This is a genomic window from Rhizobium sp. Leaf311 (assembly GCF_001423445.1).
Taxonomy (GTDB): domain Bacteria; phylum Pseudomonadota; class Alphaproteobacteria; order Rhizobiales; family Rhizobiaceae; genus Agrobacterium.
This window is the reverse complement of sequence record NZ_LMNZ01000007.1, coordinates 301,109-315,778: the sequence shown is the minus strand read 5'-3', so window position 1 is coordinate 315,778 and position 14,670 is coordinate 301,109. Positions and strand designations below refer to the sequence as shown.

Sequence of the window (14,670 nt, the reverse complement as noted above, 5' to 3'; positions counted from 1 at the left end):
CGCCTCGCCGCAACGCCTTGCGGTGTATCCGAGGGCGGAACGGGAGAATTGTGCTTCAGGTGCAGAGGGTGTGAATGAAATGCAGAAAGAATTTTGAGGGTTTTTGCGGGGGGAAGCGGCAAGGTGTTGATTTGGCGTGGGTATTTTTGTGCGGCGCCACCCCACCCTCCGTCACCCCGGACTTGACCCGGGGTCCAGCAGGCGCGCGTCTGCGCGCCGGGAAACGTCTTCGTACGACCGGCCCGTCGTTTGAGTCCTCTCGCCTTGCAGACGCAAGGCGGCTGGATCCCGGATCAAGTCCGGGATGACGGAGGAGAGGGGGTGCGTTCGGGACGCGGAAGAGAGGGAGTGGCCGGGTTGTTGATGGAGGCAGAGAATTATCCGGGCACTTGAGAGAGAGAACGCGGGTACTCTTCAAAGCATACAGGGGTGATTGTGAAAGTGCGGTCCGGTCAGGAATTGGCGCGTCCGCGCTAGCTATTTTACCGCCGCGCCCGCCCCACCCTCCGTCACCCCGGACTTGATCCGGGGTCCAGCAGGCGCGCGTCTGCGCGCCGGGAGAAGTATTCGTATGACCGCCCCGTGGTTGGAGTCCTCTCGCCTTGCAGACGCAAGGCGGCTGGATCCCGGATCACGTCCGGGATGACGGGGAGAAGTGGTGCCTCAAGATGCCGACGGAAGGGAGTTGCCGGGTCGTTGATGGATGGCAAGTGTCCCGGTGCGACGGACGATAGGAGACCGGGTGGCAGGTCGGGAATAGAGATGGGCCGTGAAGACCCGGAAGGTGGATGCCTTTGGTAATGATGAGAGTAAGCCGTGGCGGTTGATTGAGGCAGAGGGTTATCCGGGTGCTGAGAGGAAGCGGGGACGCGGAAAGAGTGCCGATGGCGCCCTTCAAGACACAGAGGGGTCATTGCGCAGGAGCAGTCACTGCTGCAAATAGCCAAATGCCTAGTACGGCGACCTCAACCGGACACCGCCGCGCCCACCCCACCCTCCGTCACCCCGGACGTGATCCGGGGTCCAGCAGGCGCGCGTCTGCGCGCCGGGAGACGTCTTCAACGGCGGCCCCGTGGTTGGAGTCCTCTCGCCTTGCAGACGCAAGGCGGCTGGATCCCGGATCAAGTCCGGGATGACGGAGAGAGGGGGTGCCGTAAGACTAACGTGGGCAGGAGGGAGCCGTGGAAGCCTTTGGCGAGACGGCCGTCAGGCTGCTGCGGTCAGCCTTTCTCCGGCGATGCGGTAGGAGATGGCTTCGGCGAGGTGGATTCGGCTGACGATCGATTTGTCATCGAGGTCGGCAAGGGTGCGGGCGACTTTGAGGATGCGGTGATAGCCGCGGGCGGAAAATTTGAGCTTTTCGGCGGCGTCGCGCAGCAATTGCAGCCCGGGGGCATCCGGTTCGGCGAATTTTTCGATGAGGGCGGTGGAGCAGCGGGCATTGGTGCCGATGCCCTGGAACCCTGCCCTGCTGTAGCGGTCTTCCTGCTTGCTTCGCGCCTGGGACACGCGTCTTGCAACATCGGCGCTGGTTTCGGCGCTCATGGGACGGATGAGGTCGGCTGCTGACACGGCGGGGACTTCGATGCGGATATCAATACGGTCCATCAAGGGGCCGGAGATGCGCTGCTGATAATCCGTGACGCAGCGGGGGCCACGGGCGCAGGTGAAGCCCGGCTCTCCCGCCATGCCGCATTTGCACGGGTTCATGGCCGCAACGAGCTGGATCTGTGCGGGATAGCTGACGCGGTGATTGGCGCGGGCGATGATGCATTCCCCCGTTTCCAGCGGCTGGCGCAAGGCATCCAGCACCTGCGGTGAGAATTCCGGAAACTCGTCCAGAAACAGCACGCCGTGATGCGCAAGCGATGCCTCCCCCGGTTTTGCCCGCAGGCCGCCACCGACCAGAGCTGCCATGGTGGCGGAATGATGCGGCGTGCGGAACGGGCGACGGTCCGACAGCTTGCCGCCGGCCAGTTGCCCCGCAATGGAATGGACCATGGAGACTTCCAGTAATTCCCCCGCAGAAAGCGGCGGCAGGATGGAGGGGAGACGCGAGGCGAGCATCGACTTGCCCGAGCCGGGCGGCCCGACCATCAAGAGATTATGACCTCCGGCAGCTGCCACCTCAAGCGCCCGCTTGGCGCTTTCCTGCCCCTTGATATCGGCGAGATCCGGCAGATTGGCGGGGTTGGCACGAATGGAGGGCATGGGCCGGGACAGGCGCTGCGTGCCGCGAAAATGATTGGCAAGCGCGATGAGGCTGCGTGGTGCCAGAATGTCGATGTCGCTGCCGGCCCAGGCCGCTTCCGAGCCGCTCTCGGCCGGGCAGATGAGCCCCTTTCCTTGGGCATTCGCACCGATGGCCGCAGGAAGCGCGCCGGATACCGCACCGATGGTGCCGTCCAGATTAAGCTCACCCAAGGCGACATAGGCATCCAGAGCATCCGCCGGAATGGCACCCAGCGCCGCCATCATGCCAAGCGCAATGGGCAGGTCGAAATGCGAACCTTCCTTGGGCAGATCCGCCGGGGCCAGGTTGACGGTGATCTTCTTTGCCGGAAGTGCTAGCCCTGACGCGTGTAATGCGGCCTGCACCCGCTCCCGGCTCTCGGCAACCGCCTTGTCCGGCAGACCGACAATCTGCATCCCGACCTTGCCGGGCGCGACCATGACCTGAACCTCGACAGGCACACCCTCTATGCCCTGAAACGACAGCGTGTTGACGCGCGCAACCATGCAAGCCCCCATATGCGGACTTTAGAAAAATATAATAAAAAGTGTATTCGTCCGTTCATGCAACCTTGCACATTCTGCAAGCCGACACAAGAACAAGAAGTGAACATTTTTCGCCTGAGGTGTTAGCCGGGTGTCTGCGCGCAACCCCGACCAGGCTGCCGCTCAAACGCCGGTGGAGCCGAAGCCGCCTGCGCCGCGCAGGGTTTGCGAGGTTTGCGTGACCTCGACAAGGGTAACCTGCGTGACAGGGGCGATGACCACCTGGGCGATGCGCATTGCGCGTTCGACCACGAAATCCTCCTGCCCGAGATTGGCGAGGATGACTTTGACCTCTCCCCGATAATCGCTATCGACCGTGCCGGGCGTGTTGAGGCAGGTGATGCCGTTCTTGATGGCAAGGCCGGAGCGTGGACGGATCTGCGCTTCGTAACCCTCAGGCACTTCAAAGACGAGGCCCGTGGGCACCAGCGCGCGGGCACCGGGTTTCAACACCAGCGGTGCGCCCTCCTCCACCGCTGCGCGCAGATCCATACCGGCTGCTCCCGCGGTTTCATAGGACGGGAGCTCAAGGCCTTCGCCGTGGGGCAGACGGAGGAGATTGAGAACGGGGCGATTTTCATTTTTTACGGTCATGCGGCATTAGTTTGCCGTGTGAATGCCAAGGTCAATTGCAAAAGCGGCCCCGAAACGTTAGATAGCCCGCAATTCCACAGGATTTGTCTAATGCCCGAAACACTCGCAGAGGCGGTTTCCCGCCGCCGCACCTTCGCCATTATCGCGCACCCGGACGCCGGTAAGACGACACTGACCGAAAAGCTGCTGCTGTTCGGCGGTGCCATTCAGCTGGCTGGCGAGGTGAAGGCCAAGAAGGATCGCATCCAGACGCGGTCCGACTGGATGAAGATCGAACGCGAGCGCGGCATTTCGGTCGTGACCTCTGTCATGACCTTCGAATATGACGACAAGGTCTTCAATATTCTCGATACGCCCGGTCACGAAGACTTTGCCGACGATACCTATCGCACGCTGACGGCGGTCGATGCCGCCATCATGGTCATCGATGCCGCCAAGGGTATCGAGCCACGGACGCTGAAGCTGTTCGAAGTGTGCCGTATGCGCGATATCCCCATCATCACCTTCGTCAACAAGATGGACCGCGAAAGCCGTGATATCTTTGAAATCCTTGACGAGATCGAGGAAAAGCTGGCGCTGGACACCGCGCCCGTGACCTGGCCGATCGGTCGTTCCAAAAGCTTCTGCGGCTCCTACCATCTGGCGAGCAACCGGGTGCGCGGCTCCGACAACGAGGTCGAGGCGACGCAGGTCAACGGACCGCAGGCGGTGGCGGACCGGCTGCCGGAGAATGAGCGCGAGGCCTTTATTGGCGAGACGGAACTGGCGCTGGAAGCCTGCCGCCCGTTTGACCGCACCGCTTTTCTTGAGGGGCATCTGACGCCGGTCTTCTTCGGCTCGGCGCTGCGGAACTTCGGCGTGCGTGACCTGATCAATGCATTGGGTGAAATCGCCCCGCCGCCGCGCGACCAGGTGGCCGATACCCGCACGGTACATGCCGATGAAGACAAGATGACGGCCTTCGTCTTCAAGATTCAGGCCAATATGGACCCGAACCACCGCGACCGCATTGCCTTTGCGCGCATCTGCTCCGGCAAGCTGGAGCGTGGCATGAAGGCGCGGCTGGCACGCACGGGCAAGCAGATGGGCCTGACGGCACCGCAATTCTTCTTCGCCTCGCAGCGCCACATTGCCGATACCGCCTTTGCGGGCGACGTCGTGGGCATTCCCAACCACGGCACATTGCGCATTGGCGACACGCTGACCGAGGGCGAAAACCTTGTCTTCCAGGGCGTGCCGAACTTTTCGCCGGAAATTCTGCGCCGCGTGCGGCTGGAAGATGCGATGAAGGCGAAGAAGCTGAAGGAAGCCCTGCACCAGATGGCCGAAGAAGGCGTCGTGCAGCTTTTTTCGCCCGAAGATGGCTCCCCCGCCATCGTCGGCGTTGTCGGCGCGCTGCAGCTGGACGTGCTGAAGGAACGGCTGATGGGCGAATATGGCCTGCCGGTATCGTTCGAAATGTCGCGCTTTTCGATCTGCCGCTGGATTTCTTCGGACCAGCCCGCCGATATGGAAAAGTTCCTGACCGTCAAGCGCGGCGATATTGCCCGCGATCTGGATGGCGATCCGGTGTTTCTGGCGCAGGATGCCTTTTCGCTGCGCTACGAGGCCGAGCGCTACCCATCGATCAAGATGGCTGCAATCAAGGAATATCACGTCGCCAAGGCGGCGTGATATTTGACGTCATGACCCGGCGCCCAGTGCGATCAGGCCTTTAATCGGAGAAGAGTCTTTTCGTCTGGCAGACGCAGGACGGCTGGACCCCGGATCAAGTCCGGGGTGACGGAGGTCGGAGCAATCAGCCCTGCGCGTCGCGCTTGCGCTCGATGGCATCCCACAGCAGGCTTGCGACATCGGCACCGCCGAACTTCTTGACTTCGCGAATGCCTGTGGGTGATGTGACGTTGATTTCCGTCATGTAATTGCCGATGACATCGATGCCGACGAAGAGGAAGCCGCGCTCGCGCAAGGCAGGGCCGATGCGCTCACAGATTTCCTTTTCGCGGGCCGTCAGTTCAGTCGGCTCCGGGCGGCCACCGGCATGCATGTTGGAGCGGGCATCATTTTCCGCAGGCACACGGTTGATGGCACCCACCGGCTCGCCATCCACCAGCAGGATGCGCTTGTCACCCTTGCGGACGTCGGACAGATATTGCTGGGCGATGTAGGGTTCGCGGAACATCTGGCCGAACATTTCCAGAAGCGACGAGAAGTTGCGGTCATCGCGGGTGGAGTGGAACACGCCAGCGCCGCCATTGCCGTACAGCGGCTTGAGGATGATATCGCCCATTTCTTCGCGGAAGCGGGCAATCTCGGCCACATCCTTGGTAATCAACGTGGCGGGCATCAGGTCGGCAAATTCGGTGACGAAGATTTTTTCGGGCGAATTGCGAACCCATGCCGGATCATTGACCACCAATGTCTTGGGGTGAATGCGCTCCAGCAGATGGGTGGAGGTGATGTAGGCCATGTCGAATGGCGGGTCCTGACGCAGATGGATGACATCCATGGTCGACAGGTCGACGCGCTCAGGCGCCGAAAGGGAGAAGTGGTCGCCCTTGATGTCGCGCAGCTCCATCTGTTCGACGGTTGCATAGATCTTGCCATCGCGCATGGAGAGCCGATCCGGCGTGTAGTGGAAAAGGCGGTATCCGCGCGCCTGCGCCTCAAGGCTGATCGCGAATGTGCTGTCACCAGCGATGTTGATGCCGGAGACATGATCCATCTGGATCGCGACGTTCTTGATTTTGGCCATGCGCAATTTCCTTTTGAAAGCCCGGAATGTGTAGGGCAGGCAAACTTCAAAGGCAACTGCTTCGAGATGGCCTATCTATGAGTTTTATTGAGGCATCCTGCACTCACAGCGACGGTGTCGCGGCAGGCAGCAGCCTGTTCTTGACGCGGTAGGCAATGGCGATGGGTGTCGGGAACGGACGGCGCAGAAAGGCGACCTTGCGAACGTAAGTTTCCACCCGCCATGTGGCCCAGGTGCCCGCCTTGAAATAGGCGACATCGCCCGCGCGCAGCTCATGCACCGATCCATCCTCGGCGGTCACATGCACCTCGCCTTCGAGAATATGGACCGTTTCATCCCAGCCGAAATACCAGCGGAACGTTCCAGCCGTGCAATCCCAGAGGGCCGTGTAGGAGGCGCGGTCATCGCTGCGGGAGTGATCCGCCATACGGGCCTGCGGCTCACCGGCAATGATCCAGTCCGGATTGATCGGGGCGGGACGCATCTCCAGCGCGCAGGAGCTGGCAGAAACCACCGGCTGCGGCCGCATTCTTGTGCCTGGCACGGGTCTTCCCGGCACCGCACGCGCCGCAAATGCCGCCACCGCTGCAATCATTCCATGCAAAACCATCTCTTGTCCCCAACCTTTGCAACGACGGGGTCATAGCACAAATGGAGTGTTCATGCCCTTCCAAAAAAACCTTCAATTTTAATGGAAGGGCGAAGCGAACCGCTCAATGGGCTGCCGCGAGGCTTTGCACGGGCTGGGGCTGCACCTTGGGCGCATTGCCTTCGATGCGCTTGCCGCTTTCCATATCGAAGAAATGCAGTCTGTCCGGCGTGATGGTCAGCACGAGATCCTCCGGCAGTTCGGTTTCTGCCGAGGTAGCGAAGGTGAGCTGCTGATCGCCCAGCATACCGTGGACGAGACGCTGCGAACCGAGCTCTTCGATATAATCCACCCGCAGGCGCAGCCCCTCCTCACCGGCACCGGCGAGGCGCATGTCCTCTGCGCGAATGCCGACCGTTACCGGACCCGACGCTGGCGCATAGCCGTTGAGCGAAAGCACAACCGGGCCCATGGCGAGACGATCTCCATGCAATTCGCCGGACAGCAGGTTCATGGCCGGAGAGCCGATAAAGCTTGCGACAAAGGTTGAGGCCGGGCGGTGATAGACCTCCAGCGGTGCGCCGATCTGTTCGATACGACCGGCATTGAGCACCACCAGACGGTCAGCCAGCGTCATGGCCTCCAGCTGGTCATGGGTGACATAGATGGAGGTGGTGCCGAGGCGGCGTTGCAGGCGCTTGATCTCACCGCGCATGGAAACGCGCAGCTTGGCATCGAGGTTGGAGAGCGGCTCATCGAAGAGAAAGGCTGCGGGCTTGCGCACGATGGCACGGCCCATGGCTACGCGCTGACGCTGACCGCCAGACAGGGCACGCGGCTTGCGATCCAGATAGGGCTGAAGCTCCAGCATCCGCGCCGCCTCCGCCACCCGCGCATCAATCTCTGCCTTCGGCGTCTTGCGGTTCTTCAGGCCATATTCGAGGTTCTGGCGAACCGACATATGGGGATAGAGCGCATAGTTCTGGAAGACCATGGCGATGTCGCGATCGGCGGGTTCCATGCGGTTGACGATCTTTCCAGCGATTGACACTTCGCCGTCAGAGATCGTTTCAAGGCCAGCGACCATCCGCAACAGCGTAGACTTGCCGCAACCGGACGGCCCGACGAGAACGATGAACTCGCCATCGGTGATATCGATCGATACGGCATTCACCGCGCGGGCACCACCTGAGTAAATCTTCGATACATTGGCTATCGTGATGGGAGCCATGTTACTTCTCCGTCTCTGTAAGGCCGCGGATGAACAGCCGCTGCATGAAAATCACAATCAAGATTGGTGGCAGCATTGCCAGAACGGCGCCTGCCATAACGATATTCCATTCGATGACGCCATCTTGCACGGTGACCATGCGCTTCATGCCCATCATCAAGGTGTAGTAACCCGGGTCTGTCGTTACGAGCATGGGCCAGAGATACTGAACCCAGCCATATATGAAGAGGATGACGCAGAGCGCACCGATATTCGTGCGTGACAGGGGCAGCAGGATATCGCGGAAAAATTTCATAGGACCGGCGCCATCGACACGCGCTGCTTCCAGCATCTCATCGGGAACAGTCATGAAGAACTGCCGAAAGAGGAAAGTCGCTGTTGCCGACGCAATCAGCGGGATTGTCAATCCTGCCCAGGAGTTCAACATGCCAAGGTCTGCCACGATCTTGTAAGTCGGCATGATGCGCACTTCAACCGGCAGCATCAGCGTAACGAAGATGATCCAGAAGGCCAATTGCCGAAATGGAAACCGGAAATAGACGATGGCGAAGGCCGACAGGATGGAGATGGCAATCTTGCCCACGGTGATGACCAGGGCCATGATCAGTGAGTTGATTGCCATGCTCGAATAGTTGGGCAGACCATTGGCAGCCGAGGCCCCCGTCAATATGTGGCGGTAATTCTCGATGAAATGCGAGCCTGGCAGAAGCGGCATGGAGGAGCCGACCAGGGTGGCGGTGTCATGCGTCGATGCGATAATCGCAACATAGACCGGGAAAGCAACCACCAGAAAGCCGCAGAGCAGGAAGGCATGCGTGAGAAAAGTGAGGAAGGGGCGATTTTCGACCATTGTCGTTCCTTAATACTGGACGCGGCGTTCGACATAACGGAACTGAATGAAGGTCAGGACCATCACAATCAGCATCAGCAAGACTGACTGCGCAGAAGATGATCCGATATTCAGGCCGAGATATCCGTCGACAAACACCTTGTAGACAAGCGTGGTCGTGGACTGCGCCGGTCCGCCACCGGTTGTCGCGTCGATGATGGGGAAGGTGTCGAACATCGTGTAATTCACATTGATGATGAACAGGAAAAACGTCGTGGGCGAAATCAGCGGCAGTGAAATGGTGAAGAAGCGTTTCACCGGACCGGAGCGGTCAATGGCCGCCGCCTCCATCAATGATTGGGGAACGGATTGCAGACCGGCCAGGAAAAACAGGAAGTTGTAGGAAATCTGCTTCCAGGCAGCGGCGATGACGATGAGGATCATGGCGTGGGTGCCATTGAGATCGTGATCCCATTCAACGCCGATAAACTGCAAATAATAGGGCAAAATACCGGTCGAGGTGTTGAACATGAACCACCACAGCACACCCGCAATGACCGGCGCCACAGCATAGGGCCAGACGAGAAGTGTCGTATAGACCCGGCCGGTGCGAACGAGGCGATCGACGGCGGCGGCAAATGCCAGCCCGAGGACCATAGAAAGCACGGTTACGGAGACGGCAAAGACCGCAGTTCTCGCGAGTGCATCGAGATAGTTGGGGTCGGCAAGAAGATTCTGGTAATGGGTGAGCCCGACGAAAACCGTGGCATAGCCGAAAGGATCTTCACGCTCGAAGGATGATTTGACTGCCTGTGCTGCGGGCCAGATGAAAAAGACAAGAGTAATGATCAGCTGTGGTGCCAGCAGCAGGTAAGGCAGCAGGCGACTGTCGAAAGTGGTTCGTTTGGTTTCCATGAAGCCTCGCACGGCGTGCTGAACAGACAAGAAGAGGACCGGCGCTAGCCGGCCCTCTTCCAGAGCATCAAAGGTGGTTAGTTTGCCGCTTCGAATTCACGCAGAAGCGTGTTGCCGCGCGTTACAGCGCTGTCGAGTGCCTGCTGAGCGTCTTTCTTGCCAGCGAGAAGCGACTGGAATTCTTCATCCACGATGGTCCGGACCTGGGTGAAGTTTCCAAAGCGCACGCCCTTTGAATTGGCGCTTGGCGTGCCACGTGTGATCTGCTCAATCGCAATGTCGGAACCCGGATTCTTTGTATAATAGCCCTGGGTCTTGCCAAGTTCATAGGCAGCATTGGTAATTGGCAGGTAACCGGTGGCCTGGTGCCATTCGGCCTGCACTTCAGGCTTGGAGAGGTAGCTGAAGAACTTGGCGACGCCCTTATAGGTGGCCTTGTCCTTACCGTTCAGCACCCAGAGAGTTGCGCCGCCGATGATGGAGTTTTTTGGCTCCTTGATCACGTCATCGTAATATGGAAGCGGGGCAAAACCGGGTGTGAAGGTTTTGGCGTTTGCGATGACGCCCGCACGGCCAGCGGACGAATTCATCGTCATGGCGCATTCCTGCGCGTAGAACATGGTGGCAGCCTGGTCACCGCCTACAGGGCCGCCGTACTTGAAGAGGCCTTCATCCTGCCACTTCTTGAGGTTGGACCAATGTTTGACCTGAACCGGGCCGTTGAACTTGAACTCAGCATTAAAGCCACCGAAGCCGTTTTCCTGCGTACCGAAAGGCTGATCATGCAGGGCCGACAGGTTTTCCGTCTGTACCCAGGTGATCCAGGCCGATGTGAAGCCGCACTTTGCAGCGCCCGATGTGACGATCTTCTTGGAAAACTCCTCGACTTCTTTCCATGTCTTTGGAGCTACTTCAGGGTCAAGGCCGGCCTTCTTAAAGACGTCCTTGTTGTAATACATGATAGGCGTGGAAGAGTTGAAAGGCAGCGACAGGATGTTGCCGCTGGTATCGGAATAATATCCAACAACCGGCGCCAGGAACGACTTGGTGTCGAACGTTTCACCTTCGTCTGCCATCAGCTTGTAGACAGGATATACCGCGCCCTTGGCGGCCATCATAGTGCCGGTGCCAACTTCAAACACCTGAACGATGGCTGGCTGCTGCTTTGCACGGAAAGCGGCGATCGCAGCGGTCAGGGTTTCCGGGTAGCTGCCCTTGTAGACGGGCACGACCTTATATTCGCTCTGCGTCTCGTTGAAATTCTTTGCGATGGCTTCGAGCTTTTGGCCCAGCTCGCCGCCCATGGCGTGCCACCAGGTTACTTCGGTCGCGGCAAGCGAAGACGACGCAGACAGAGCGACAGCCAAAGCCGCCATGGAAACATTCTTGAACATGATAATATCCTCTACCGCCCTTGTTGGGTGAGGATGCGAATAGGCTCGTTCCGTGACGGGGTTTTTACAGTTTCATGGCAGATTTATAACAGGCTGAATCGATTAGACTGGGCGATATCAGCTTTTTGCAACCTTAAAAGGCATCGATGAAATGTCTGGGCAGGCGGCGCGGGATGACGGCGATGATGTCGAAGCGCAGGGAGAGTTTGGCGGCGTCCCGGCGGCGGGAGAGCCAGAGGTCTGCGGCGGCGCGGATGCGGTTTTGCGAGGTGTGGCTGACGGCATTGACAGCGCCGGTTTCCGTTGTGCGCGCCTTGACCTCTACGAAAGCCACCACATCCCTTTTGCGGGCGATGAGGTCTATTTCTCCCAAGGGCGTGCGGTGCCGCAGCGCCAGAATGCGGTACCCCTTGAGCATGAGATAGGCGGCGGCCCAATATTCCGCCGCATGGCCTCGCCTTTCGGCGAGGCGCTTCCTGTCACGCCACCCCTCAGCCGCCATCGCTGCCCTTCATATCCAGAATGCGCTGGTAAAGCTCCTTGCGCGGCAGGCCGGTGAGTTTCGACGCCTCTGCCGCCGCCTTGGCGGCAGGCATGGTGGAAACGAGATCTTTCAGCAGCTTTTCCACGTCTTCCATATCGGGGATTTCATCATAGGAAGGTGGCTCGATGAGCAGCACGATCTCGCCCTTGACGATGCGGTCTTCGTTGTAAAACTCGGTGAGTTCGCCCAGCGTGCCACGGCGGAATTCCTCGAAGGTCTTCGTCAGTTCGCGGCAGACGACGGCGCGGCGGTTAGGCCCTAAGACTTCCGAGGCGACCTTGACGGTGGCGCTGATGCGGTGCGGTGATTCAAAGAAGATCATCGTCGCCGGTATCTTGGCGAGTTCGGAGAAACGGTCGCGTTTGCCCTTGTCCTTGACCGGCAGAAAGCCCGCAAACATGAAAGCGTCGCTCGGCATTCCCGAGCCGACGAGCGCGGCGAGCGGTGCGGACGGGCCGGGAATGGGCACGACCCGGTGTCCGGCCTCAAGCGCCATCTGGCCCAGCCTGTAGCCGGGATCGGAGACGAGTGGCGTGCCGGCATCCGAAACCAGAGCCACGGATTTGCCGGCATCGAGCGCGGCGATGAGCTTGGGGCCTGCCTCTTCGGCATTGTGTTCGTGATAGGAATAGGGCCGGTTGCGGATGCCGTAGCGATCCAGCAGAATGCGGGTGACGCGGGTATCCTCGCAGGCGAGCACATCCGATGAGGCCAGTGTTTCCAGCGCACGCACGGTGATATCGCCGAGATTGCCGATGGGAGTCGCGATAAGATAGAGAGCAGCTTCGATGGGGCGTGCAGGCACGGTGAAGCCGCCGACCTTGAAGCTGCGCCCGGTGCCCTCTGCCTCATCCGTGGTGTGGTCGCCCAAAGCGTCGTCTGTCACTGCGTCATTCCCGTTCTGTCTCGATTGCCTGCCTTTATGGGCAAGACGGACCGCGTGAACAAGGCCGATCTTGGTTAAGGCACCGCTCTAGCCGATGTATAGCGGGGAAAATGCGGAAATGACGCATCGTGGCCCCTTGCATTTTCTAGGATAACTCTGCCATTTTGCCCGTCCACATTATCCGGCCCACGCCGGAGACACTATCTTGGCGATCCCTCCCTTCAGGATCGCATCGGTTGAAAGCGGGCATGTCCATGCGTATTACTCTCGAGCGGTCGAACCTTCTGAAATCGCTGAACCACGTTCACCGTGTGGTGGAACGGCGCAACACGATCCCTATTCTGTCCAACGTATTGCTGCGCGCTTCCGACGCGAAGCTGGACATGAAGGCGACCGACCTTGATCTGGAAATTACCGAAGCGACACCAGCCATGGTCGAGCAGGCCGGTTCCACCACCGTGCCCGCACATCTGCTTTATGAAATCGTGCGCAAGCTGCCCGATGGCTCCGAAGTTCTGCTGGCGACGAACCCCGATGGTTCGACCATGACGGTGGCCTCGGGTCGCTCGAAATTCTCGCTGCAGTGCCTTCCCGAGACGGATTTTCCGGACCTGACGGCAGGAACGTTCAGCCACAGCTTCAAGCTGAAGGCATCGGACCTGAAGATGCTGATCGACCGCACGCAGTTTGCGATTTCCACCGAGGAAACCCGCTACTACCTCAACGGCATCTTCTTCCACACGATCGAAAGCGGCAGCGACCTGAAGCTGCGCGCCGTTGCCACAGATGGTCACCGTCTGGCCCGCGCCGACGTGAACGCGCCATCGGGTTCCGAGGGCATGCCGGGCATTATCATTCCGCGCAAGACGGTTGGCGAGTTGCAGAAGCTGGTCGACAATCCCGAGCTGGAAGTCACCGTCGAAGTCTCCGACGCGAAGATCCGCATGACCATCGGCGATATCGTGCTGACCTCCAAGCTGATCGACGGCACCTTCCCGGATTACCAGCGCGTCATTCCGACCGGCAACGACAAGGAAATGCGCGTCGATTGCCAGACCTTTGCCAAGGCCGTGGACCGCGTTTCGACCATTTCTTCCGAGCGCGGCCGCGCCGTAAAGCTCGCCATTGCCGACGGGCAGCTGACGCTTACCGTCAACAACCCGGACTCAGGCAGCGCGACGGAAGAAGTCGCTGTCGGCTATGAGCATGACGGCATGGAAATTGGCTTCAACGCCAAGTATCTGCTTGATATCACCGCCCAGCTTTCCGGCGAAGACGCCATCTTCCTTCTGGCCGATGCCGGATCTCCGACGCTGGTGCGCGACACCGCAGGCGATGACGCTCTCTACGTGCTGATGCCAATGCGCGTATAGCGGCTGAGAGAGATGACTGAATGACGAAATGCCGGTGATGCCCTCACCGGCATTTTCGTTTGCGGAATTTTTATAGTTTGTTAAGATTTTCCAGTTGCGACATTTTTCATTGGCTTTACGACAGAACGAGACAACATATCGCCATAGTTTCAACAAATGTTGTGTTGACGTGAACAGAGGGGACGCGGATGGGATTGAGCCTTAAAGAACGCTTCGGCAGAAAATTCGAAGAGGAAATCCGTTTCTTCAAGGGCATGGTGAACCAGCCCAAGAAGGTGGGAGCCATCGTTCCGACATCGGGCGTCACGTCCCGCCGCATGGCAAGCGTCATCAACCCGCATTCCGGCCTGCCGGTGCTGGAGCTTGGACCGGGCACCGGCTGTATCACCAAGGCCATTCTCGGCCGCGGCGTAAAATCCGAGGCCATCACGGCCATCGAATATTCGACCGACTTCTATCAGCAGCTTCTGCGCAGCTATCCCGGTGTCAATTTCATCAATGGCGACGCTTTCGATCTGGACAAGACGCTGGGCGACCAGAAGGACCAGATGTTCGACTGCGTGATTTCTGCCGTGCCGATGCTGAATTTCCCCATGGCCGCGCGCATTCAGCTGCTCGACGACCTGCTGAAACGCATTCCCAAGGGTCGTCCGGTGGTACAGATTTCCTATGGTCCGGTCTCGCCCATCGTGGCGCAGCCGCACCTCTACCACATCCGCCATTTCGACTTCGTGGTGCGCAACATTCCACCAGCGCAGCTGTGGACCTATACCCGCGCCTGA

At 59.5% G+C, this 14,670-nt stretch carries 13 protein-coding genes; 3 read left to right on the top strand and 10 right to left on the bottom strand.

The window, feature by feature from the left end; genetic code table 11:
• Nucleotides 1-1,206 precede the first annotated feature (1,206 nt).
• Entirely contained in the window at nucleotides 1,207-2,739 is a 1,533-nt protein-coding gene (locus ASF69_RS11955) for a YifB family Mg chelatase-like AAA ATPase (RefSeq protein ID WP_062587674.1), read from the bottom strand.
• A 162-nt stretch (nucleotides 2,740-2,901) separates the two neighbouring features.
• Entirely contained in the window at nucleotides 2,902-3,372 is a 471-nt protein-coding gene (dut, locus tag ASF69_RS11950; RefSeq protein ID WP_062587672.1) for a dUTP diphosphatase, read from the bottom strand.
• A gap of 90 nt (nucleotides 3,373-3,462) precedes the next feature.
• Between dut and ASF69_RS11945 the strand changes: the two genes are divergently transcribed.
• Entirely contained in the window at nucleotides 3,463-5,046 is a 1,584-nt protein-coding gene (locus ASF69_RS11945; protein ID WP_062587670.1) for a peptide chain release factor 3, read from the top strand.
• Nucleotides 5,047-5,170: 124 nt separating this feature from the next.
• Here the strand turns inward: ASF69_RS11945 and gshB are convergent, their stop codons facing one another.
• The 8 genes from gshB to rsmI all read right to left on the bottom strand — a co-directional run bounded on the left by gshB (nucleotide 5,171) and on the right by rsmI (nucleotide 12,515).
• Entirely contained in the window at nucleotides 5,171-6,127 is a 957-nt protein-coding gene (gene gshB, locus ASF69_RS11940; protein WP_062587668.1) for a glutathione synthase, read from the bottom strand.
• 103 nt (nucleotides 6,128-6,230) lie between these two features.
• A complete protein-coding gene (locus ASF69_RS11935) occupies nucleotides 6,231-6,737 on the bottom strand; it encodes a cupin domain-containing protein (RefSeq protein ID WP_062587666.1) in 507 nt (168 codons plus the stop codon).
• A 103-nt stretch (nucleotides 6,738-6,840) separates the two neighbouring features.
• Entirely contained in the window at nucleotides 6,841-7,947 is a 1,107-nt protein-coding gene (locus tag ASF69_RS11930; RefSeq protein WP_062587664.1) for a sn-glycerol-3-phosphate import ATP-binding protein UgpC, read from the bottom strand.
• A gap of 1 nt (nucleotide 7,948) precedes the next feature.
• Nucleotides 7,949-8,797, bottom strand: coding sequence for a sn-glycerol-3-phosphate ABC transporter permease UgpE (gene ugpE, locus ASF69_RS11925; protein ID WP_062587662.1), 849 nt, complete (start codon nucleotides 8,795-8,797; stop codon nucleotides 7,949-7,951).
• Nucleotides 8,798-8,806: 9 nt separating this feature from the next.
• Nucleotides 8,807-9,691 (bottom strand): sn-glycerol-3-phosphate ABC transporter permease UgpA, encoded by an 885-nt coding sequence (ugpA, locus tag ASF69_RS11920; RefSeq protein WP_062587755.1) that lies wholly within the window; start codon nucleotides 9,689-9,691, stop codon nucleotides 8,807-8,809.
• A 77-nt stretch (nucleotides 9,692-9,768) separates the two neighbouring features.
• Nucleotides 9,769-11,085 (bottom strand): sn-glycerol-3-phosphate ABC transporter substrate-binding protein UgpB, encoded by a 1,317-nt coding sequence (gene ugpB, locus ASF69_RS11915; RefSeq protein ID WP_062587660.1) that lies wholly within the window; start codon nucleotides 11,083-11,085, stop codon nucleotides 9,769-9,771.
• Nucleotides 11,086-11,218: 133 nt separating this feature from the next.
• The gene (locus tag ASF69_RS11910) at nucleotides 11,219-11,587 is read right to left on the bottom strand and encodes a YraN family protein (protein WP_062587657.1); all 369 of its coding nucleotides are present in this window, start codon (nucleotides 11,585-11,587) and stop codon (nucleotides 11,219-11,221) included.
• Nucleotides 11,577-12,515 (bottom strand): 16S rRNA (cytidine(1402)-2'-O)-methyltransferase, encoded by a 939-nt coding sequence (rsmI, locus tag ASF69_RS11905; RefSeq protein ID WP_062587655.1) that lies wholly within the window; start codon nucleotides 12,513-12,515, stop codon nucleotides 11,577-11,579. The genes ASF69_RS11910 and rsmI overlap by 11 nt, the downstream gene beginning before the upstream one ends.
• A 254-nt stretch (nucleotides 12,516-12,769) precedes the next feature.
• Between rsmI and dnaN the strand changes: the two genes are divergently transcribed.
• Together dnaN and pmtA are read left to right on the top strand one after the other, a co-directional pair.
• A complete protein-coding gene (gene dnaN, locus ASF69_RS11900) occupies nucleotides 12,770-13,888 on the top strand; it encodes a DNA polymerase III subunit beta (RefSeq protein WP_062587753.1) in 1,119 nt (372 codons plus the stop codon).
• 188 nt (nucleotides 13,889-14,076) lie between these two features.
• On the top strand, nucleotides 14,077-14,670 hold the full coding sequence (gene pmtA, locus ASF69_RS11895) for a phospholipid N-methyltransferase PmtA (RefSeq protein ID WP_062587654.1): 594 nt from the start codon (nucleotides 14,077-14,079) through the stop codon (nucleotides 14,668-14,670).